Origin of the sequence: Paenibacillus sp. FSL M7-0656, assembly GCF_038003225.1 — a bacterium.
In the GTDB taxonomy this organism is placed as follows: domain Bacteria; phylum Bacillota; class Bacilli; order Paenibacillales; family Paenibacillaceae; genus Paenibacillus; species Paenibacillus amylolyticus.
In genome coordinates, this window is the sequence record NZ_JBBOOT010000001.1 from 3,096,430 (window position 1) to 3,119,471 (window position 23,042).

The 23,042-nt window shown below is 47.7% G+C and carries 18 protein-coding genes; 5 read left to right on the plus strand and 13 right to left on the minus strand.

Features of this window, described 5'->3' with window-relative positions:
• Window positions 1-159: 159 nt before the first annotated feature.
• The 4 genes from MHI01_RS13755 to MHI01_RS13770 all read right to left on the minus strand — a co-directional run bounded on the left by MHI01_RS13755 (window position 160) and on the right by MHI01_RS13770 (window position 4,159).
• Complete coding sequence (locus tag MHI01_RS13755; RefSeq protein ID WP_340983383.1) at window positions 160-981, minus strand: ABC transporter ATP-binding protein; 822 nt, start codon at window positions 979-981, stop codon at window positions 160-162.
• 13 nt (window positions 982-994) lie between these two features.
• Window positions 995-2,038 carry a FecCD family ABC transporter permease gene (locus MHI01_RS13760; protein WP_340983384.1) on the minus strand — a complete coding sequence of 348 codons (1,044 nt, stop codon included), beginning with the start codon at window positions 2,036-2,038 and terminating at the stop codon, window positions 995-997.
• Window positions 2,035-3,048 (minus strand): FecCD family ABC transporter permease, encoded by a 1,014-nt coding sequence (locus tag MHI01_RS13765; RefSeq protein WP_076253444.1) that lies wholly within the window; start codon window positions 3,046-3,048, stop codon window positions 2,035-2,037. The genes MHI01_RS13760 and MHI01_RS13765 overlap by 4 nt, the downstream gene beginning before the upstream one ends.
• Window positions 3,049-3,145: 97 nt before the next feature.
• Window positions 3,146-4,159 carry an ABC transporter substrate-binding protein gene (locus MHI01_RS13770; protein WP_076253445.1) on the minus strand — a complete coding sequence of 338 codons (1,014 nt, stop codon included), beginning with the start codon at window positions 4,157-4,159 and terminating at the stop codon, window positions 3,146-3,148.
• 425 nt (window positions 4,160-4,584) lie between these two features.
• Here MHI01_RS13770 and MHI01_RS13775 point away from each other — a divergent pair, with 425 nt between their 5' ends.
• Both MHI01_RS13775 and MHI01_RS13780 read left to right on the plus strand, forming a co-directional pair.
• Complete coding sequence (locus MHI01_RS13775; protein ID WP_047841757.1) at window positions 4,585-5,166, plus strand: hypothetical protein; 582 nt, start codon at window positions 4,585-4,587, stop codon at window positions 5,164-5,166.
• Window positions 5,167-5,389: 223 nt separating this feature from the next.
• A complete protein-coding gene (locus tag MHI01_RS13780; protein ID WP_340983385.1) occupies window positions 5,390-7,162 on the plus strand; it encodes an alpha-glycosidase in 1,773 nt (590 codons plus the stop codon).
• 336 nt (window positions 7,163-7,498) lie between these two features.
• Here MHI01_RS13780 and MHI01_RS13785 read toward each other — a convergent pair whose 3' ends face one another.
• The 3 genes from MHI01_RS13785 to MHI01_RS13795 are packed head-to-tail and all read right to left on the minus strand — an operon-like array spanning window position 7,499 to window position 11,666.
• Window positions 7,499-8,878 carry an ANL family adenylate-forming protein gene (locus MHI01_RS13785; RefSeq protein WP_340983386.1) on the minus strand — a complete coding sequence of 460 codons (1,380 nt, stop codon included), beginning with the start codon at window positions 8,876-8,878 and terminating at the stop codon, window positions 7,499-7,501.
• Entirely contained in the window at window positions 8,872-10,290 is a 1,419-nt protein-coding gene (locus MHI01_RS13790; protein ID WP_340983387.1) for a hypothetical protein, read from the minus strand. The genes MHI01_RS13785 and MHI01_RS13790 overlap by 7 nt, the downstream gene beginning before the upstream one ends.
• Window positions 10,287-11,666, minus strand: a complete 1,380-nt coding sequence (locus MHI01_RS13795) for an alpha/beta hydrolase-fold protein (RefSeq protein ID WP_340983388.1) — start codon at window positions 11,664-11,666, stop codon at window positions 10,287-10,289. The genes MHI01_RS13790 and MHI01_RS13795 overlap by 4 nt, the downstream gene beginning before the upstream one ends.
• A gap of 447 nt (window positions 11,667-12,113) precedes the next feature.
• Between MHI01_RS13795 and MHI01_RS13800 the strand changes: the two genes are divergently transcribed.
• Complete coding sequence (locus tag MHI01_RS13800; protein ID WP_340983389.1) at window positions 12,114-14,270, plus strand: alpha-amylase family glycosyl hydrolase; 2,157 nt, start codon at window positions 12,114-12,116, stop codon at window positions 14,268-14,270.
• 157 nt (window positions 14,271-14,427) lie between these two features.
• On the opposite strand, the gene MHI01_RS13805 is transcribed toward MHI01_RS13800, so the two are convergent.
• From MHI01_RS13805 to MHI01_RS13825, 5 genes are all read right to left on the minus strand, one after another.
• Window positions 14,428-15,381, minus strand: coding sequence for an MFS transporter (locus MHI01_RS13805; RefSeq protein ID WP_340983390.1), 954 nt, complete (start codon window positions 15,379-15,381; stop codon window positions 14,428-14,430).
• Window positions 15,381-15,674 (minus strand): hypothetical protein, encoded by a 294-nt coding sequence (locus tag MHI01_RS13810; RefSeq protein ID WP_340983391.1) that lies wholly within the window; start codon window positions 15,672-15,674, stop codon window positions 15,381-15,383. The genes MHI01_RS13805 and MHI01_RS13810 overlap by 1 nt, the downstream gene beginning before the upstream one ends.
• Before the next feature lie 148 nt (window positions 15,675-15,822).
• Entirely contained in the window at window positions 15,823-16,659 is an 837-nt protein-coding gene (locus tag MHI01_RS13815; protein WP_340983392.1) for a sugar ABC transporter permease, read from the minus strand.
• Entirely contained in the window at window positions 16,656-18,011 is a 1,356-nt protein-coding gene (locus MHI01_RS13820; protein ID WP_340983393.1) for a sugar ABC transporter permease, read from the minus strand. Before MHI01_RS13820 ends, MHI01_RS13815 begins: the two co-directional genes overlap by 4 nt.
• A 247-nt stretch (window positions 18,012-18,258) precedes the next feature.
• Window positions 18,259-19,545, minus strand: a complete 1,287-nt coding sequence (locus MHI01_RS13825; RefSeq protein WP_340983394.1) for a sugar ABC transporter substrate-binding protein — start codon at window positions 19,543-19,545, stop codon at window positions 18,259-18,261.
• 446 nt (window positions 19,546-19,991) lie between these two features.
• On the opposite strand from MHI01_RS13825, the gene MHI01_RS13830 reads away from it, so the two are divergent.
• Entirely contained in the window at window positions 19,992-21,026 is a 1,035-nt protein-coding gene (locus tag MHI01_RS13830; protein WP_340983395.1) for a LacI family DNA-binding transcriptional regulator, read from the plus strand.
• A 172-nt stretch (window positions 21,027-21,198) separates the two neighbouring features.
• On the opposite strand, the gene MHI01_RS13835 is transcribed toward MHI01_RS13830, so the two are convergent.
• Window positions 21,199-21,957 (minus strand): SDR family oxidoreductase, encoded by a 759-nt coding sequence (locus tag MHI01_RS13835; RefSeq protein ID WP_036672609.1) that lies wholly within the window; start codon window positions 21,955-21,957, stop codon window positions 21,199-21,201.
• A 412-nt stretch (window positions 21,958-22,369) separates the two neighbouring features.
• Here MHI01_RS13835 and MHI01_RS13840 point away from each other — a divergent pair, with 412 nt between their 5' ends.
• Window positions 22,370-22,969, plus strand: a complete 600-nt coding sequence (locus MHI01_RS13840; protein ID WP_340983396.1) for a TetR/AcrR family transcriptional regulator — start codon at window positions 22,370-22,372, stop codon at window positions 22,967-22,969.
• Window positions 22,970-23,042 lie beyond the last annotated feature (73 nt).

Consider the following 23,042-nt stretch of genomic DNA (forward strand, 5'->3'; position numbering starts at 1 on the left):
AGGTATGCTTTTATCGAATAATAGGCACAACAAACCGGGCAAGCCTGGGACATGGTTTTACCAACGGCTTGCCTATTTGTCATCTGCATGATCATACAATGGAGTTGATGTGGAGTTTTGATTAACTATTGAACGAATCAAAAACGGACTTTTTGATCCTCAAGCCAGTTGTGTATAACGCTGTTCTCCATTCAGCTTCCTTCCCCTTCCATGCGGGATACAGGTTGGTGTACCGAACAGTGGATCGACCGCAATCTCACACTCCATCTGGAAGACTTTACGGACCATCTCCTGTGTAACAATATCTTCCGGTTTACCTTCTGCGTAGATCGACTTGTTGTGAACAGCCACAATGTGATGCGCATAACGACATGCCAGATTCAGATCATGAAGTACCATAACAATCGTGCGTCCTTCCCGTTCGTTCAACTCAAACAACAGATCGAGGATATCAATCTGATGTGTCATATCCAGATAGGTTGTAGGTTCATCCAATAGTAGCGTTTCGGTACCCTGCGCAAGTGTCATCGCAATCCAGGCACGCTGACGCTGTCCACCGGACAATGCATCCACAGGTCGATCCGCGAGTTCTGTCAGATGTGTGGATTCCAGTGCCAGCTTGACCATACGCTCATCCTCACGAGACCATTGCTTCAGCCATGTTTGATATGGATAACGTCCTTGCTTGACCAGTTGGTTCACTGTCAATCCTTCTGGAGCGGTCGGACCCTGCGGCAAGATGGACATGCGCCTTGAAATCTCCTTGGTCGGCAGCTTTGCAATCTCTTCGCCATCCATCAGCACCGAACCGGAGCTGGATTTCAGCAACCGGGCCATCGTACGCAGCAGCGTAGATTTGCCACAGCCGTTGCTGCCAATGAGAACGGTAATCTGTCCCTTGGGAATGGTCAGGTTCAAATTTTCAATAATGGGATCTGCTCCATAGGAGATCGTAAGCTCCTTGGCTTCCAGAATACTCACAGCTCTCTCCTCCTCAAAACTGATTTCGATTCTTGAACAACAAATACAGGAAAAATGGTGCGCCTACGCCTGCGGTGAATACCCCTGCGGGAACATCCAGCGGTAGAAAGGCAGTGCGGGCAATCAGATCTGCCGCAAATACAAGCAGAGCACCAACCAGTCCAGACACAATCAGCATACTGCCAAACATCCGTCCAACCAGCTTTCGGGCAATATGTGGAGCGATCAGGCCTACAAAACCAATGGTTCCGGCAACCGCAACGGCGATTCCCGCCAGCAGTACACTGCATAACAACAACGCTGTACGATGCCGCTGTACAGTTACACCCAGCCCTGTGGCCAGATCATCCCCGAACTCCTGTGCATTCAGGCTGCGAGCGAACCAGATCGCCAGCGGTATAACAATTACGATAACCGGTAAAATCGTTCGGACATCGGTCCACGATGCTCCGTATACACTTCCTGTCAGCCAGATATAGGCTTGACCTGCCGTGTAGAATGGACTCAGGATCAGCATAAAGGTCGTTCCAGCTCCGGTAATGGCTGACACTCCAATCCCGATCAGCACCAGACGGATCGGACTGACTCCCTTTTTCCAGGCAAGCACATAGATGATCAAAGCCGTCACAATTGCGCCAGCGATGGCGAACAATGGCAACAACTTGATACTTACCGCTCCACCTAACAGCGTAACAAAACCTACAGCTGCAACGGCCGCGCCGCCGGTGATGCCGATGACATCCGGTGAGGCCAGCGGATTACGGATAATGCCTTGCAGAAGTGCGCCTGACATACCGAGGGCTGCTCCTACGAGCAGAGATAATAACACCCGTGGCAGTCTTAAGGTCAGCACGACGAAGTCATGCTCTCCTGCATTCAGACCAAATATCGTTCTGAGCACATCCAGCGGAGAAATAAAGTCACTGCCTACACTGGTACCGACCACTCCTGCCATCAGGAACAAGAGGATACATACACCGATGACAACCAGTGATTTTCGTTCCATTTGCACTGAGACAGTGTCTTTTTTGTTGCGAAAAGTCAACACCTTCCTCATATTTTCGTCACCCCCTTGCGGGCAATATACACGAAGAAGGGTCCGCCAATCAGTGCAGTCATGACACCGAGTGGAACTTCCTGCGGCATGATCACCAACCTTGCCACCACATCCGCGGACAGCAGCAGAATCGCTCCCCCTACAATAGAGTAAGGAACGAGCCAGCGGTAATCATTGCCCACCAGTGCACGCATGATATGCGGGACAACCAGTCCGACAAGACCGATCGAACCGGCTACGGCAACCGAACCACCCGCCAGCAATACCGTAACAATTCCCATGAGCACCTTGACTAGAAGTACATTCTGTCCCATGCCTTTGGCGATATCGTCACCCGTCAACAGCAGATTGATGGCTCTGCCCATGAACAAAGAGACAATAGCTGCGGCTGTCATGTACGGCAGAACAGGATATAACATATCCAATGTCCGACCACTTACTGAACCGGCAAGCCAGAACAGTACATCCTGCAATCCGGTTCCATCCAGCACCAGAATGGCCTGTGTGAACGAGGCAAATAACGCGGAGATTGCCGTCCCCGCCAGTACAATCTTGATCGGTGTCAGGCCATCACGACCGAGGGAACCTAGCCCATATACAATTGCCGCGGCTACAGCAGCCCCTGCAAAACCAAACCACATCATGGTGGTGAGCGAAGATACGGACAATACAACAATGGCAATAACAATAAAAAAGATCGCACCAGAATTAATTCCGAACACACTCGGTGATGCCAGTGGGTTACGTGTCAATGCCTGCATCAGCCCACCCGCCACGGCCAAACTTGCTCCTACAACAGCAGCAATAACTGTACGTGGCAACCGTTCCGTCAGCAGAACCACATGTTCCACAGAACTCTCGTCATAGAATTGCAGTGCTTCCCATGCCATCTGAAACGTGATATGCGTACGTCCCAGAATCATACTGGCTAGGCAAGCAAGTAGAAGTAATATGAATAAACCAACCAGTCCATAGATCTTGGCGCTTACCTTTGTAAAAAGGGGAAACATACTCTCACTCTTTCATCTGTAAAATGATAAAAGACCTGCCAGCCCATACACTTCGTTAACGAATGTTCTGGTGCATGGCAGGTCCTGCTCCTGTTAGTTAGTTCAGGTTGAACTGCTTATATAGATCGTCCAGCATCATGTTGGCCGATGTGTATCCACCTGCCATGTTCCAGGCCACTTCATCGACCTGAACCAGTTGGTTGTTCTTGACTGCATCAAGGTTTTTCCACAGTGGACTGCTGGTCCAATCATCATAATTTTTCTGAATGGCATCTGTTTCTGTGCCTGAATTGAAGTTGAAGATCATGTCTGCATTCATATCTGGAATGTTTTCTTTGGAAGTCAATTCAACTCCCCATGTGTCTGCGTCATGTCCGGCAGGTCTGGTGAACCCAAGTTCATTCAGAATCTTACCTGCATATCCCATGTAGAAAATACGAACTTGATCGGCTCTAAAGTTCGTGATGGTTGCTTCAATTGGCAGACGATCCCCCATTTTCTCTTTGAAATCAGCTACACGGCCATCCCAATCAGACAACAATTTATCCGATTGCTCAACCCTATTCATCGCTTCCCCAACAGTTTTCACCGTTTCTTTCCAGTCAAAAAGCGTCTCCGTCACTACCGTAGGTGCGATCTGCGACAGTTGCTCATAGATCTCTTCATGTCTGATCTTCGTAGCAATAATCAAGTCGGGTTTCAACTTGTTGATCTCTTCCAGATTGGGTTGCGATTCCTGTCCTACTTGTGGAACTCCGTCCAGATCTGCTCTCAGATACTCATAGACTGGCTGCTGAACCCAGGATTCCACCACGCCTGTCGGTTTCACGCCAAGTGCAACAACGGCATCATTCGCACCCTGGAACAGTGTCACGATCTTTTGCGGGGTTCCCTTGATTGTGGTTTCGCCCATGGCATGTTTGATCACTCGGGTCTGATCTTCAGTCGCACTGGCAGTTGTATCACTTTCATTATTGCTCTCATTGCTGCTTGCAGCTTGGCTGGACGTATTCGTTGTCTCGGCACTTCCACCCGAAGCACAACCAGCAAGTAATGAAATCATCAGAATAAGTGCTGCATAAATGTATAGCTTTTTCTTTACTTTATACATGAAATCCGTCTCCCCTTTTTTATCTAATTGATATTGAATCTCATTATCAATTGTATTGTAATGGAGATGAAATCATTATACAAGCATTTTATTTGGAAAAACTTCTCACTCCCTGTCGAACTCTGTAACTTCATAAAACAACATTAAATAAAGATAAATTAACTAAACCAATACAATATATATCGATACAATACGCCTCCACACAAACCATATATGTAATTTTTTTCTTACCTACGAAATATACAAATCTCTCTTTTTACTTTTAGTTTCATCTAATACATGTCCTTTTTGCTAGTGACTCATTATTCATTCATATGCGTTTGACTGATGAATTTACTGTAAAACAATTCCTGTAATTTCTTGTTGTACTATGTTAGATTATCCATTGGAATAAAATCACATCTATAGTTAGGGGATATTAACACGTGAAGAAATCATGGGTACTATCAATCATTATGAGTTTTGTCTTGCTCGGCGGGGTGTTCGCACCTGTAGGGTCCTATGCCGCTGCTGCGGATGACTCAACCACTACATATTCGGAAGACGAATACTATGAAGAAATTGACACGTCAGAACAAGAACCGATCCCTACAGTCGAAGAAGAAGATTTCCTGGGCTACCTTGATCAGTTGGATATGGCATCGGTATATGAGGAGAGAGCCTTCAATGCTTTGGGAGGTGGATTTTACATCACATCATCCAATCGCAAGTCCGTTTTCCTGAAACTGACCAATACAGCGATTCCTAACTACACCAAATATGTATCCAAGCTGAAGATGATCAAACCGCAAAATGCGGAATTGCAAAAAATCCATGCCAACTTGATCAAAGGTAGCTATACACAGCTGGAAGGATTCCAACTCGCTAAAAAATCTGTCTCCAAAACAACGGTAAACAGCGCTGTCCTGAAACAAGCCAATGCCAAAATTGCTACCGGCAAGAAAAATATCGAGAAATTTCACAAAGAATTCTCTGCATACGCCAATAAACTTGGATTTGATTTATAAAAAACAGTAATTGCAGATATGCGTCCTACATTTCGAATAAAACAATTTGAAATTTAAGGAAAAAAAGTGTTTTCTTTTGCTGCGTTAGTTCGTATAATAGCACTATAATCAAAAGGCTATGCTGCCGAAAGGTACAACCTCGTGAACAATTGAGGTTGTGCCTTTTTTTGCGTTTAATGGCCACTTTTATCTGAATTTCATCATCTGACGAGGAGTGATTTACATGATTCTTGAAGCCGTTTACCATCGCCCCAAACTCAATTGGTCCTATGCGTATGACCGCTCGACCATGCACCTCCGACTTCGGTCCAAACGTGGGAACCTGGATGCGGTGATTGCGATTACGGGAGACAAATATGCCTGGGATCGGACGATCACACACATCCCTATGCAAATCTTTGCCCGGGATGAAATGTTCGATTATTGGGAAGCTGAGACTTCACCTCCCTATCGCCGATTACGGTATGGTTTCCAACTGATTCAAGGAGAGGAATCGGTCTGGATGACGGAGCGCGGATTCGAGCAGGCGCTGCCTGATCATCCGCTCGAATTCTTTGATTTTCCATTTATGAATCCAGTCGACATTTTTGAACCGCCTGCCTGGGTTAAGGACGCTGTGTTTTATCAGATTTTCCCTGAACGTTATGCCAATGGTGATCCATCCCTCAGTCCCAAAAATGCTGAACCCTGGGGAGGAGAACCTACACCGGTGAACTTCTTCGGCGGCGATCTCCAAGGTGTGCTGGATCATCTAGATCATATAAGTCAGCTCGGCATCAATGCCATTTATTTCTGTCCGTTGTTTGAGGCCACTACGAATCACAAATACAATACAGGCGATTACATGAAGGTTGATCCTCACTTTGGTACCAATGAACAGTTCAAAGCGTTCGTGGACGCCTGTCATCAGCGCGGCATACGCGTTGTTCTGGATGCGGTATTCAATCATTCCGGCAGAGAGTTCCCTCCTTTTGTAGATGTCATGAAGAACGGTCCCTCTTCCCCCTACGCAGATTGGTTCTATATCAAGGACTGGCCGCCGCGTGTGGAGGATGGCATACCGACTTATGACACCTTTGCCTTTGAACCGCTCATGCCGAAACTGAACACGGAACACCCTGAAGTGAAGGCATACCTATTAGAGGTAGGACGTTTCTGGATTGAGGAGATGGACATTGACGGATGGCGGCTCGATGTGGCGAATGAGGTGGATCATCAGTTCTGGCGCGAATTCCGTCAGACGGTAAAAGCCATTAAACCTGACGCCTATCTGCTCGGTGAGATCTGGCATGATTCGCTCATGTGGCTTCAGGGAGACCAGTTCGATGCCGTGATGAATTATCCGTTTACCAATTCGGTATTGGACTATACGGTGCATGGCAAGCTCGATGGACTTGGATTCGCAAATGAGATCGGCAAACTGCTTGCAGCCTATTCACAGCCTGTAACGGAAGCCGCCTTCAATCTGCTCGGAAGTCATGATACCGCCAGACTGCTGACCTTATGTGATGGAGACGAGCGCAAGATGAAACTTGCCGTTACGTTACTGCTTACGTATCCAGGTGTGCCATGTATCTATTATGGAGACGAAGTGGGACTTGATGGAGGATATGATCCGGGTTGCCGCAAGTGTATGGAGTGGGATGAGACCAAGCAGAATCGCGAGCTTCTGGAATTCTTCACCCGTACCATTGCCCTTCGTAAAGAGCACCCTGCCCTGCGCAGCACGGAACTGAAGATTGTATATGCAAAAGCCGGAGACCCTTGTCTTGCCATCGAACGATTGGATTCGCATACGGGAGAGCGCATGCTTCTTGTTCTTAATGCGGGTGATGAACCATGCACCCTTGAACTCCCCTTGGGAGATCATAGCATCTGGCGAAATCTGTTCACATCAAACACCGTGGAAGCTCGTCAAAATAAACTGACCCTCGATCTGGAAGCATACGGATTCTCCCTGATGCAACTTGAGGTTAAACAACCAGCTGAGGCCTGAGATAAATACAGCTAACAAGGGAAAATAACTTCAAAGGGCTGTCCTCCAGGTCATATTTACGACCAAGGACAGCCTCTTCTGTATCTTATACGTCATATCCTAACAAACCCAGCACACCTTATTCGCTTCATTATACGCGGGTTAAATGCCTAACGAATCAGAGAGACCTTATTTCGCCCAATACGTCGATTTTCGAGACCCGAAGCCGTATTTTTGAAGCAATAACGTTACTGAGATTCGTTAGGTTTTACTTTTCTTGATTATCCCCTCAATACGATGTTTGAGGTTCGTTAGCGATACCGATTCAAGCAAGGTGAAACTCTTCGAGGCTGCGACCTATTTCCCAGCCGAGGCGAAGGGTGTCGAAGTCATTGGTTTTCGTATTTTCTTCATTCTTGAACTTACGAGCGCTCCCTGTGTAATTACAATTTTCTGCGGAATCTTGTATGAAGGCAGCTTGTCCTGACAATATTCCCAGATGGATCGCCGCAGATCGGTGAGAGTACATTCTGTAGCCAGCCGGATAGTCACCTTCACCCTCTGACCCGTGATACCACTCTGTTCTCCCGAAACTACGGCCGCTTCAATACATTCCATCTCTTCCAGAACACCCTCGACCTCGGCAGGATACACTTTCCGTCCCCCTACGTTAATGATCTCGGAACGACGTCCCAGAATACGAATGTAACCCTGCTCCAGCACAGCTTCATCCCCAGTACGTAGCCACCCGTCCTCTGTAAAAGGTGAAGGTGCATTCAAATATCCGATCATCGCAGTTTCGGTATGGATCTGCAATTCTCCTTCCACCACCCGGTACTTGACCCCTTCATCTTGAATGGAAAACAGTAGCGAGCCTGGCTCTTTGGAGCGGGTTGGCAGAATGCCAAGTTCAGACATGCCATAGGCTTGTATCGTCCTTAGTTGTGGAAATCTCCGGTTCCAGGCTGCCAGTACGGATTCAGGCATCACTTCCGATCCGTATGACACAACTTCGAGACTCGACAGATCATACCCCTCATCATTTCTACCCAGCAGCAACAGATTCATAAATGTTGGAGAGACCGGAAGAGCCTGCACACGAAACTTCTCAATCGTTCGGCACACTTCTTCGGGAGATCGATCTGCAATGATACAGAGACAGCCCCCACTGGACAGGGATTGCAGCATTGTATTCACACCGCCGATATGATCAAACATCATAAAAGGAATCGTTCGCAAAGGCCGAACCTGCCGCCGAAAACCATGTAACAGCCGATCTGCACGATGCACAGTCGCTTTACTCACTCCGGTTGATCCGGATGAAAAGAGTACAAGTCCGCCTACGCCTTCTTGTGCCAGCGAGGATAACAACATAGGAAACTCTCCAGATAATTCACACGTTTGCCGAATGCACAACTTGCCTTCTTCAACGCCCAAACGCCACTTCACCTGTGCCAGCTGGATATATTCCTCTCGTTTGGCTTCAACCAGGTTCCGATCCATGGGGAGCACGATACACCCTTGTCCGAGCAAAGCAACCAATGCTGCCGCTGCATAGGGAGAATAATCTTCCTCCAGCGTTACAAGTTGCCCAGTCAGCTTTTCTGCTGTAATCCACTTACTCATGATGCCAACCTGTTCCAGCAGCCACCGATAGCTGTACTCCTGATCTTTCCAGATCAGCGCAGGTTGCTGTCCCTGTTCCGCGAATCGTTCAAGCAAGAATTGGTTCAACATCTTGCATCCTCCTTACCGTCAGGCGCCCATTGCTGTGCGAGATAATCAACAAGTGAATCTACGGTCTGATATGGGCTTTCAGGCATGGAAGCAGTAGCCATCTCCGCCAGTGCGGCTCCCATCCCCGTTCCCCATCGATCTTCGATTCCCTGCTCTACCACTGCAAGCAATGACACGAGTTCCAGCGAATCCAGTTGCCCACTTCGTCCGTACAGTGGAGCGTTACCACCCTCACCAAGTGGAATCGTTGTATTATGGTACGCGTTTAACTCCCGGCAACTATCCAATACGATACGGAGCAAATCCTCCCTGTGTTCTTGTCCAATCATTAACACGGCCTGACGTGGGAAGCAATCTGCCTGAGGTATGGACTGTCGAAGTGACTCATACCATTGCCATTCATCGGTGACCAACATTTTAATTACACTTGTTAGCTGTACTTTCCACTGCTCACGCTGCTTTATCCGACTGACCTGAAGCATATTATAGGCCTTCTCCCAACGTACAATGATCTCGCTGAATTCTCTCGCATATTGATCAAATGGAGAACCGAGCCATAAGGCAGACTCCTGAAGAAGATCTCGAAGAAAATATCGACTCCATCGCATATCAAACAGCAGACCCGATATTAACATTTCATTGGCCTGATCCCCTTCATTCGCCCCATGCAGTGCATCTAAGAGTCGCAGAGACACCGCATGTCCAAAATGAAAATTACGCTCTCCTTGCGTAATCGTCCGGCCTGTCAGAAATTCTTCAATCTGCGTTGTTAACGCCTGGATCAACATGTCTCGGTAACCGTCAGAGTCCAGCTTCACAGTCGCCCGAATGTCCATGGTTCCATACGTTCGGAGTTCTTCTTTGCGTTTGGCCTGCGCAAGCTCAGGTATGCTTTGGTTACCTTTCCAGAAGTCATGAAAGGCCTTTTGAGTAACCTTTCCCTTATACTTGGAGGGCACGGGATCGTAGACGTGAACATGCTCATCTTCCAGACCATATACAGCAATCCAATGGTCTACCAGATGTAGTCGGGAGCCCTGCTTCACATGTTTGCGAATGTACTCGGGATTCTGATAATCCTCACAGTAAGGCAAGTGATAACTGGTTCCTGTAGCCAAAAAAAGCCCACCTTCGCCAATATACTGCCGGATCTGCGTCTTGCCTTCCTCGAAGCTTTCCAGCTGTCGCTGACCATACATCTCCCAGATTGGCTCTACATAATCCAGTTTGTGAAAATAAGGCTTCACCAGTCCGTTATCCCCGCACGAAGGAAGGCTGTACAACCGACTTGCCGCCAGCAGTGCAAGACTTGTGATGGATCCTTGTCGATGGAGCACTTCATGAATCAGAGGAAAATTGCAGGGATAATAATAAGGAATGTCCAGCACTGGAGCGAATGAAGGAATGATCATTTTGGGCCTCCTGTTCCCGTTTTGGCTGACGTACTGCCCCAGGATTGGATTAGGTAATGCACAGACATATCATCTGTCGCTCGAAATACCCGATTGGCAATAGGTTTGCCATCCACATCGGTCTCGAAACGGCGGAAACCACGTGTAAACCGGAAGGAGAACCCACTATCACGCGGGACTCGGTAACTACCTTCATATCGACCTTTACCAGAACGGACAAGCTTCATACCCATCCCACCATATATCGTTTCCTCCGAGTCTTCGTCGGGAGCTACCTCTGCACGAATGCAGACCTCTACGTGAGTTGACAATTCAGAAACGACGGTATAGATGCGTGTAGCAGACAGTTCCCCCACAGTCAGCGTGATGGATGCACTTCCAATACCGACAGGAACCAACTCTCCACTCGCATGAACCTGAAGCACATTCGGGTCACTCGAAGTATAATTCCCATGCAGCAGACTCTGAACCAACCCACTCTCGTAGTGCATTTGTGCATTGATACACACGGTCATTCCACCCTCTAGTCCGATGACATCCCTTCCAAGCAGTTCGAGCGAGGAGGGCTTACCCACGTGGCCGAACATGTACAGTAACGGGAGGTGAACGCGTGCTCCCCAGTCACCTTCCTGATGGCAGGCACCCTGCTGTTCCAGAAATGCCAATTCCTCACACGATCCTACTCCGCGTTCAAGTAATTGATGAGCTACCCTTCTGACCTGAGAAGGCAGAAACAATCCTTCCATATCTCCAATATCCATCCACATTCGAACGTCGGGTACCTCTTCTGGCAAGCGATACATGTTTTCTTCCAACAGTCCGCTCTCCGATGTTTCGTCCAGCTGCACATCTACATAGAATGGCGACATCATGATCAGTTTTCCAAAAACATCCGGATTTCGCATCCCCATGTGCAATGTACAAAGCGCCGCGGCAGATGAACCTAACAGCCCGGTATTCTGATTGTCCGGGAACGTCCGGTAACGATGATCAATGATCGGCTTGAGCTCATGAATGATGAAATGCTCATAGGCGATGCCTGAACACCCCACACTCACGGCCTCTCTCTCCGGAGCGACGAAGTGATAGAATTCGTTGTGCGTGACTGGACGGACATGCGTAATGCCCACAATAATCAGTGATTCAATCTGCCCGGAGGAAATAAGACCGTCTGCTGTCTGGTCCATATTCCATGTTTCATTGCCTGGCCCGGATGGACCAAAAGCCCGCTGCCCCGCATGAACGTACAGAACCGGATAATGCCGAGCTGCCTGCTCATGGTAACCGGGCGGGAGGTACACATAAATGTTGCGGATATTGCCCAGCCGCGACGCCTGAATGCCTTCCAAACATTCGATGACAGAATGGGTACTCAACGATCATCAACCGCCTCTCTTCTCCCAATTCGACTGCATAATACAAATAACCCCGCCTCAGAAGAGACGGGGTTGTCCTAGAAAACACGTAAGTGTCCCGGGATACATAGCCCTTATATTGTGAATCTGCGAATAGTTTAAATCCCCGGACGTGCTTTTGTAAACATAAAAATAGAAAATAAATGCTCCCAAAAAAGTTATTGACATAAGATCCAATATTTCTTACGATAACGTTGTGATCATAACTCGAGGGCCATGCTTTTAAACCTGAGCGGTTTAGGACAACCCCGGTAACTCCCGAAGGAGATGCCGGGGTTGTTGGCGTGTCAAAAGGAGGGAAGTCTTCAATCCACTGCGTAACACTTTGCTGTATTGAAAGCGCTATTATTCAAGAGCCAGGTTGGTTGTTTATCTAAACTACTACATTCACGTGAAGGGTGGATTACTATGTTTCAAATGGCCAAACGTGTACTCCTCAGCACAACACTGACACTCAGTTTACTTGCAGGGGGCGCACTTCCCTATCTGCCTGCTTCAGCGATCTATGCCGATGCGGATACCGCGGTTACCAACAAGCAGAACTTTAGTACAGACGTCATCTATCAGATCTTTACGGACCGCTTCCTGGACGGAAATCCTTCCAACAATCCTACCGGAGCTGCCTACGATGCCACTTGTAGTAACCTGAAGTTGTATTGCGGAGGCGACTGGCAGGGTTTGATCAACAAAATCAACGATAACTATTTTAGCGATCTGGGCGTTACGGCACTGTGGATCTCCCAACCGGTCGAAAATATCTTCGCTACCATCAACTACGGCGGCGTGATCAACACAGCGTATCATGGTTACTGGGCACGTGATTTCAAGAAGACCAATCCTTATTTCGGAACGATGGCTGACTTTCAAAATCTGATTACAACCGCTCATGCCAAAGGCATCAAGATCGTCATTGACTTTGCACCGAACCATACGTCTCCTGCCATGGAAACCGATACATCCTTTGCTGAGAATGGCAAGTTGTACGATAACGGTAATCTTGTTGGCGGATACACAAATGATACAAATGGATATTTCCATCACAACGGCGGCTCCGATTTTTCCTCCCTGGAGAATGGTATCTACAAAAACCTCTATGACCTCGCTGACCAGAATCACAATAACAGTACCATTGATCAATATTTCAAAGATGCAATCAAGCTATGGCTCGATATGGGCGTGGATGGCATTCGTGTTGATGCGGTGAAACATATGCCTCTCGGCTGGCAAAAGAGCTGGATGTCTTCCATCTATGCACATAAACCTGTATTCACCTTTGGTGAATGGTTCCTGGGATCCGCTGCATCGGATGCGGATAACACGGAATTTGCCAATGAATCCGGGATGAGCCTGCTCGATTTCCGCTTTAACTCTGCCGTGCGTGACGTCTTCCGGGATAACACATCCAACATGTATGCTCTGGATTCGATGATTACAGGCACAGCGGCAGATTACAATCAGGTGAATGACCAAGTCACGTTCATCGACAACCATGATATGGATCGGTTCAAAACAAGTGCCGTCAACAACCGTCGTCTGGAACAAGCGCTGGCCTTCACCCTGACTTCACGCGGCGTACCTGCCATCTATTATGGTACCGAGCAGTATCTGACTGGAAACGGGGACCCTGATAATCGGGCCAAAATGCCTTCCTTCTCCAAAACAACCACTGCTTTCAACGTGATCAGCAAACTGGCCCCTCTGCGCAAATCCAATCCAGCAATCGCCTATGGCTCTACTCAGCAACGCTGGATCAATAATGATGTGTACGTTTATGAACGCAAATTTGGCAAAAGTGTAGCTGTTGTTGCGGTGAACCGTAATCTCTCCACACCAGCAAGCATTGCGAATCTAAGCACTTCACTGCCAACAGGCAACTACACCGATGTACTGGGCGGTGCACTGAACGGTAATAACATCACTTCCACCAATGGCAACGTCTCTTCCTTCACATTGGCAGCCGGAGCAACCGCGGTCTGGCAGTATACAACGAGCGAAACAACACCAACCATCGGGCATGTGGGTCCGGTGATGGGCAAACCGGGTAATGTCGTTACCATTAGCGGACGTGGATTCGGCTCCACCAAAGGTACCGTATACTTCGGTACAACATCTGTTACCGGTGCTGCGATCACATCCTGGGAAGATACGCAGATCAAAGTAACGATCCCAGCTGTTGCCGCAGGCAATTATGCTGTGAAAGTAGCTGCGAACGGCGTTAACAGCAATGCGTATAACAACTTTACCATTCTTACGGGTGATCAGGTCACTGTACGATTTGTCATTAACAATGCGTCCACCACACTGGGTCAGAACATCTATCTGACAGGTAACGTGGCAGAACTGGGCAACTGGAGTACGGGCACGACAGCTATTGGCCCTGCTTTCAATCAAGTTATCCATGCCTACCCAACTTGGTACTATGATGTGAGCGTGCCAGCCGGGAAACAACTGGAGTTCAAATTCTTCAAGAAAAATGGAGCGACCATCACGTGGGAAGGTGGTTCCAACCACACGTTCACCACGCCAACCAGCGGTACAGCGACTGTAAATGTAAACTGGCAATAGAATATTCAGTCCACAAGCTAAACCCGGAGTTACGCTAACGCAGCGTATGCTCCGGGTTTTGCTGTACCTAGCGAGGTTGCTTAGATTGCTTCTATCCTCTCTCTGTTGAATGTGTACATGTGGGTTCAATTCATATCAATTTGATGTATCATACATGTCATTGATAGGTTCGAATCGACTTCAATGTTGTAGCGGCCAGAATACCTGTCGCCAGCAGTAATATGCCCACGCCTTGCAGCACAGAAGTTGCCCCCCACTGATCAGCCAATACGGAGACAACCGTCAATCCCAGAATAGGCGCTGTACTGGTGATTGTTCCAACTACACCATAGACCCTTCCTTGCAGCTCGTCCGGAACGGCTGTCCTCAGCATAATCTGGGTGAGCATCGTACAGCACGCGAACATCGCACCTCCGCCCACGATTAACGGCAACGCCATGATTGGAGAGGATACATTCGCCAAAAAAATATAAATCGGCCCTAATACAATCAGACCGATAAATACCCATCTCCCTCTTCGCTTCAATCGTTTTCCCGAAGCAATCAGCAGCGCAGAGCCAATCATGTATCCGAGTGGAATACAGGTCTCAATTAATCCAAACTGCACCGGATTTGCCTCCCATACCTTGCCCGCCAACACTTGAACCAGCATCATAGCTGACATGAAAAATAAGATCAGCACCGGATTGAGCAATACGATGGATCGGATCAAAGGATTCCGATAGATGTAGCCAAACGAACTACGCCATTCCTGAGCAAACGTGGTCTGCTGACTAACGGATCGCTGTACCTCTGGAAAGCGACCTGCCATCAGCACACAGACTGCGGACAACAGAAAGGTTGCCCCTGTAATTAATATGGCAACGAATCCGCCAAATGCAGCAACAGCCACTCCCGCCGCCGCTAGTCCGCTGATTCGGGCAAGATTATCCACCATATGAATGGTTCCAGTTGCTTGTTGAATATGCTCCCTGCCCACCATACTTGCTACAGAGGCGTGGAATGCAGGGGCCTGAAACAGGCTTGAAAACATGGAGAGTGAGAGCAACAGCAGCACCACCGGAAACGGAGCATGCCAGCCGAACAAGCTAACCGCAATCAGTACCGCCATTACGCCCCGAAATACATCCGAGTACCCGCCACCGATCCAAACAGAAAACTGACAGCCATATTGCAGATCTGTACGGCCGCCATGCTCTTTGCACTGCCTGTGGTCTGTAACACCCACAGGCTAATCGCAATCCCATTGAAGCAATCCCCAAAAACCGAGATGCCGTAGCCGTACAATATCCTGCGAAAGGTAACATTACGCCAAAGTGTTGGCGGAGCTTTAGTATTATGCAATGCAGCTTGTCCATCTTGGTATCCAATGTTATCGGGCTCACTGGATGGTATCATGCCCATACATCACGTTCCTCCCTAATCATGATTTGAGCCCATACAGAACCAGGCACTTCCGCAGCAGTGCCAGTCGACAAAGACATGACATCACGGAAGTGCCTGGTTGGCGTGCCGCAGATATCGCGGCTGACTATGCTGTTATGGCACGGTATTACCCTTTCGAAGCTCCTGTCGTCAGACCCTGAACAAGGAATCGCTGTAGGAAAACGAACAGCAGTGTAATTGGAATGGCAATCAGTACCGCCCCCGCAGCAAACATCGTAAAGTTACTGTCCTGATAACGGTTGACCAGATCCCACATGCCCACCGCAAGCGTCCAGTTCTCCTTTGTCCGCAGCACCAGCCGGGCGAAGATAAAGTCCATCCACGCACCGGTGAAACTGGTCAGCGCCACATAAGTAAGCATCGGCTTGGATAAGGGCAGGATGATGCTGGTGAATACTCGCAGGTGACTCGCACCATCCATGCGCGCCGCTTCGTCTAGGCTGCGCGGGATGGTGTCAAAGAAACCTTTGACGATAAATCCGCCCAGTACCGCTCCTGATGAATAGACCAGGATGAGCGCAGCATGGGTGTCGAGCAATTTAATTTGTAGCAAAATGATATAGATTGCAATCATGCTCATGAAACTCGGGAACATCCCGAGGATCAGCATGGTGGAGAGAATCGTTTTACGTCCACGGAAGCGGAAGCGGGACAATGCATACATCCCAAGTGTCACCATCAACGTGGAAAAGATCATCGTGAAAAAGGCAATTTTCAGCGTATTCATATACCATCTGCCGTACATAAAGGACGGGTTATTGAACAGCTCACCGTAATGAGTAAGCGTGAATGCTTCCGGCCACAACCGTTCACTGAACAATGCCGCACCAGGTCTCAGAGAAGAGAGAAATATCCAGAGCACCGGGTAGATGGAGACAACGGCGATGATCAGCAACAGCACATAACTCAGGGCCAAACGGAGCGGATTATTACGTGTCTTCATTGAATCATGTCCTCCTCCTTGAATGATTTGGAGCGGCGGAAGTTCCAGATGGAGAATGAAGCGATAATGAGGAAGATGATAATGCCTACTGCTGATGCCATGTTGAATTTGTTATTGTCGAGCGTGAGTTTATAGAGCCAGGTCACCAGCAGGTCCGTTGCCCCTGCGTACTGGTAGTCTCCCCGCAATGGATTTCCGTTGGTCAGCAGAAAGATGACATTGAAGTTGTTGAAATTTCCGGCGAACTGCATGATGAGTACCGGAGTTGTGGCAAAAAGAATGAACGGCATCGTAATGATCCGGAATTTCTGAAACGCGGATGCTCCGTCCACTTCGGCAGCCTCGTAGAGATCACGAGGAATGGCTGTTAATACACCCAGAATCAGCACCATACTGACCGGAATACCGATCCACATGTTGACGACAATAACGGTAACCTTGGCCCAGAACGGATCTGTCAGCCAGGGTAATCCCTCCAGCCCAAATGCTCTCATGTACGTATTAATTGGACCAAACTGACCATTGAACAGATTACGCATGAGCAGCAAGGAGATGATCTGCGGGATGGCATAAGGCAGAATAAACATGGTCCGCCACAGCTTTTTCAAGCGTATGCCCCGCTGTTCAATCAACAGTGCCACAAGTACGCCGCCAAAATAGGTGGTGACTGTAGCCAAAATGGCCCAGATGACCGTCCAAGTGAGTACACCGTAGAATGTCTGGCTCCAGGATTTCAATTGAATCAGATCACTGAACGTCTTGAAGCCCACCCAGTCCACGAGTTTGGCTGGCGGAATATGATCCGGGGCCGAATAGTTGGTAAACGCGATCGTGATCGTAAACAGGATGGGCATAACGGTGAAGAAAAGAATACCTAGTGCCGGGATGGACAGGAACAGATACGGAAAGTTTTTGTCCATCATGTTCCGAAGCGATGCCGCTGCACCCAGGGTCTGCTTGCCTTCTTCCCTCGCGAGTCCCGTGACGTACGCATCCCGGATATTCAGGATGTAGATCAGAATAAACACAAAAAACACCAGCAGTACGATAATGCCATCAAGCAGCAAAAAGATGGAATGGTCTCCCCTTTGAAGTACGGTGGACCCATTCACTTTGACAAAACGCTGTGTATTTTCCCCCAGTGTCCATATGCCCCATACAGCCTGTGACAGGCGAGGAAGCAGGTACGCAAGCCCCGCTCCCTCCAGTAACAGTAGACAAATTCCCTTAATCCATTGTCGATTGTACAGCTGTCCAAGACCTTGCAGTATTATGGAACATATGGCCGCTGTCATCCGGTGCTGTCTTTCCCTGTTCGGTCCAACAGGCACCGGGACATGCTGCTGTTGCATTCGCTCTCTCCTCCCTGCCTATTGCTAACCTGTATACATTGAACAAAAGTGTACTTACACTGACCACTCCGATGACAGAACAAGCTTCCGATCGGTGATAAAGGCGAGCCTATGCTTCCGAAGTAGCTTTCTTTCAGAAAGCTTTTAGTTTCACTTCTTCAGCTTTCTTCTGTCCTCTACGTTTTGGTGTAAATATGAAGTTCAATTATGCAGCTCTTATGCATATCTTCGCACTTGTCGTTCGTCCTTATTGGACGGTGGCAAGGCTTTCCTGGATCTGTTTCACGGCATTGTCCAGCGATGCCTTCACGTCCTTATCGGTATCCCAGATATCCGTAATGGCCGACGTGATCGGTCCCCATACGCTGTCCATGGCAGGAAGCGAAGGCATCGGTGTTGAGTTGTTGAACTGTTCCAAAAACGCCTTATTGATTGGATCCTCCTGCAACTTCGGATCAGCAGCTACGTTTTTGTTCGCAGGAAGTGTACCGTTCAGGTCAAAGTTCTCCATCTGAGCTTCTTCATTGGAAAGGAACGCTGCCAAGAGCTTCGACGCATTCGGGTATTGTGTAAATGCATTCACATAATAGGCTTTAACACCTGAGAAGGAGGTCATCGGTTTACCATCGATTGCAGGAAGCGGAGCAACGCCAAAATCAATACCTGCATTGCGATAATCGGCAATGGTCCACGGACCGTTAATGTCCATAGCCAGCTTGCCGCTGGAGAATAATCCTTTTTTGATATCATAGTTCACGTCACCCATCTTGAGCGGCAGCACTTCCGACTTCAGCGTCTGCAAAAACTGTCCACCCTTCTGGGCTCCTTCGTTATTCAGACCGAGATCTGCGCTATCCATCCCGTTGTCTCCAAAAATATAACCGCCCTGTGAAGCCAGGAACGCATAGTTATAGTAAAATTGCTGCAATTCCCACATCAGCGCATACTGATTGGACTTCACATTATTGAACGTCTTGGCGAAACTGATAATCTCATCAAAGTTTTTCGGAGCTTCTGGATAGAGTGCCTTGTTATAGAAAAGGGCGTAGGTCTCCACGCTGTACGGATAGCCGTACAGGATATCCTTGAACGTCACTGCCTTCAGCGCGTTGTCGCTGGTGTTCCCTACGGTCTCCGCTTCGAATATGTCATTGGGCAGAATAAGTCCCGCCTCTGAAGCGCTACCAATCTTATCATGCGGGAAAACAACCACATCTGCCGCCAGACCCGCCGGGCCATCCGTCGTCAGCTTGGTTACCTGATCGGTTGGAGGTAATTCCTCCATTTTGACCGTTACCCCATATTTTTCTTCGAATTTTTTGGCTCTTTGTTCAATAAAGCTACTTTGATTTTTGTCCTCCCAGATGACCAGGGTTGCACCTTCTTCAGGCTGAAGGTTCTCGGATGTCAGCTCTACAACTTCCTCCGGATTCTCACCTGCCGTAGTTGGAGATGTGCTTCCGCCTCCCGTAGAGCACGCAGCCAATGTAAAAGCCATCATGACGGACAATGTTGCCCCTTGCCATTTTCTCATGTAAAATGTCCCCTTCCCTCTGCTTGGTCCAATAAAGTTCGCGCTTTTCACCCTTTTGTCTGCGTATGTTGTCAGGTTTTGCATCCCATATTCCATTTTGTACAAACGTTTGCTCAAATGGGAGACAAGATGACCTATCCGTTCAATGTGTAGGGGTAAACAAGTCAAGAAGTATGTAAATCCACTGATGTAAGCGCTACAATAACAATCACATCATACAATAACGTTCTTTATTTGCACAAACGTTTGCACAAGCCATATTTGCTCAATTTTAACCAATTCCCTTCTTCTACCTACAGTAATTTCCTGTTTCCTTGTTCTGACTCTTTCTTCCTTAATTTCACTTCGCGTGCATCCCTTACTCGGCAGTTAGCAATTGATTTCTCGTATCCTTTGGATTACCATAGGAGAATATTTATACGATTGTTCAGAAGGGATTTTTTCACATGATTACGATCAAGGATATTGCCAAATTGGCGGGTGTTTCCCCTTCTACAGTGTCACGGGTGATTTCCAACCATCCCAGAATCAGCACCAAGACGTCTCTCAAAGTGAAGCAAATCATGAAAGAACTGAACTACCATCCCAACATCATCGCGAAGAGCCTGGTTTCCAAAACAACACATACCCTTGGGATTATGCTTCCGCGTCCTGCAGAAGAGTTGTTTCAGAATTACTTTTTCGGGGAACTGCTGCGAGGTATTATTACACATGCCACCCGTATGAATTATGAATTGCTGCTAACAACCGAAACATCATCAGACAATGAACTGCATGCGATATCCCGCCTTGTGCATGGCCGTAGAGTTGATGGTATTCTGTTGCTTGGGTCCAAACGAGATGATCCCATCATTTCATTTTTGGAAGCGGAAAAGTTTCCTTTTGTGTTAATCGGTCGCAGTGAAGCTCATCCAAATGCCCCCATGGTGGATAACGATAATGTGCAGACTGCTTATGATGCGACGCATCATCTGATCGCCCAGGGACATACTCGAATCGGATTTGTCAGCGGTCCTCCGGACATTACGTTATCGCATGATCGCATGTTAGGATACCAAAAAGCGCTTGCCCAAGCCGGGCTGGATGCGGATAGTGATTGGATTGTGGAAGGTGAATTTCTGCAGGAAAGTGGATTCAGAGCGATGTCGCTGTTCATGTCCTTGCCGGACAGACCCACCGCAATTGTTGTCATCGATGACAACGTGGCCTTTGGGGTATTGAGAGCTCTTGCCGAGCTTCATTATCTGGTGCCTGAAGATATCAGTGTGGTCAGTTTTAACAATATTGCATTATCGGAAATGGCTTCTCCACCCTTAAGCTCTATCGACATCGGGACTTATCAGCTTGGTTATACAGCCGTTCAGGTATTGTTAAAAATTCTTAGTGGGGAACCACAGCTTCATAATCCGGTCATTATCCCCCATCGTCTGATCGTGCGTGAATCCTCACTCTTTTCCAAACCAAGGCCACCCTCAGATTGATTCATTTCGGGTTTCCGTGTAGCAATGCAAACGTTTGTCCTACACGGAATATGATGCTGTTATCCACCGTACGTAGGTGCATAGGTGCAAAAAAAGAAGCCGCATATACTCATGCGGCTTCCTTAATTCACACACTATTTCCGTACTCCATGCTTGGCTGTGCTTGAATGGATTAATACGAACTCCAGCCAGCATCTGCTGTAACGACAGTTCCGTTCACGAAGCTGGACTCGTCAGATCCAAGGAACAAAGCCACTTTGGCAATCTCTTCGCTTGTCCCGATGCGTGGGTTGATTGCCATCCCAAGCTGTTGCCGCCCTGCACCGAAATGACTAATACCTGTCATGGATGTGCTGATATTGGTTGCCACAGCGCCTGGAGCGATCGCATTACAGCGAATGCCTTGCTCAGCATACATATACCCTGTATTTTTGGTGAAGCCCACGACCGCATGTTTGGACGCCGTATAAGCTGCTCCCGCACGTCCACCGTGCAATCCACCTGCCGAAGCAATGTTCACGATGACACCTTTTTGTTTTTCCAGGAAAATCGGCAATACTTTACGTGTTGTCCGCATCACACTGGTTGTGTTCACAGCAAACAATCTCTCCCACTTCTCATCCGTTATATCAGCTGCAGGCTCCATGCCATCCATAATGCCCGCATTGTTAATTAGAATATCTACTGTACCGTATGTGCTCACCGTCGTATCGATCAGATTTTGCACATCTTCTTCTTTGGCTACATTGGCCAGAACGACAATCGCTTCTCCGCCCTGGGCTTTAATATCATTCACTACCGCTTGTGCGGATTCTTCGTTAATATCCGATACAACGACTTTCGCGCCTTCTTGAGCATACAACGTGGCAATTGCTTTCCCCATACCTGAACCAGCACCTGTAACAACTGCAACTTTATCTTGAAGTTTCATTCCATGTATCCTCCTTTGTGTATTCGTTTACAATAAGTTAACAAACAAATGTTCATTAACTCCTATCCTTAGTATAATAAGTCATAGCGTTTCACTTCAATCAGTAAAAGCTTGTCCAGTTGTACGTTAAACAACACTTATAAGCCCGAATGTACTTTAAAGTGAACGATATAAATTGAACTAAACATTTACACGAAACGGAGAGGACAGAAATAACCTGAAGAAGCGTAAGCGTTCGCCTAAAAGCTTTCTGGAAGAAAGCTTCATCGGAAGCATATGCTATCACCGGATTTACCATTTATAATAGGAATCAAAAAATCTGGGGATAACAGCGATCGGAAGGTTTTTCTGTCATCGGAGTGGCCAGTGTAAATATGCTTTAGTTCAACTTATATAGCGAGGAGGAAAATAGATGTCTGAAACTCTGAATTCGATGGACCGAAGAATTAAGAAATCAAAAGTTGCACTGAAGGATGCACTCATCCATTTGATGCAAAAACATCCCTTTAAAGAAATATCGATTACGGATATTGTGCAGCGAGCCGACCTGAATCGGGGAACTTTCTACAGGCATTATCAGTACAAAGAAGACCTGTTCAACGAAATTATCGATGATGTGATTCAGGATCTGGTAACTTCTTTCCGTAAACCCTATCAGGATGAGGAAAAGTTCGAAGTCAATCTGATGCCCTCTTCGGCGATCACTATATTTGAGCATGTACACCAACACGCACAATTCTACACACTGGTTGTGAAATCTGAGGCTTCCTCCAACTTCCAGCGCATGATCTGTGATGTCCTTCGGGATCTGGCCTTACAGGATCTGAACCACATTTTCCCTCCGCACATCAACCATGAAATATTGGCAAGCTACCAATCTCATGCGATATTTGGCATGATCATGGAGTGGATCAGACAGGATTTCAAGCATAGCCCCACCTACATGGCCGAGGAGTTGTTCAAGATCATCCATTACAAGCCGGATAACACTTTAAGGCGTCCCCTTGTATAGAAGTCTCCTTCTTAGCCGTTGATCCATATTGCCAAAATAAAAAGAACGGTTGAATCGGCAGGTTACCCTGCGT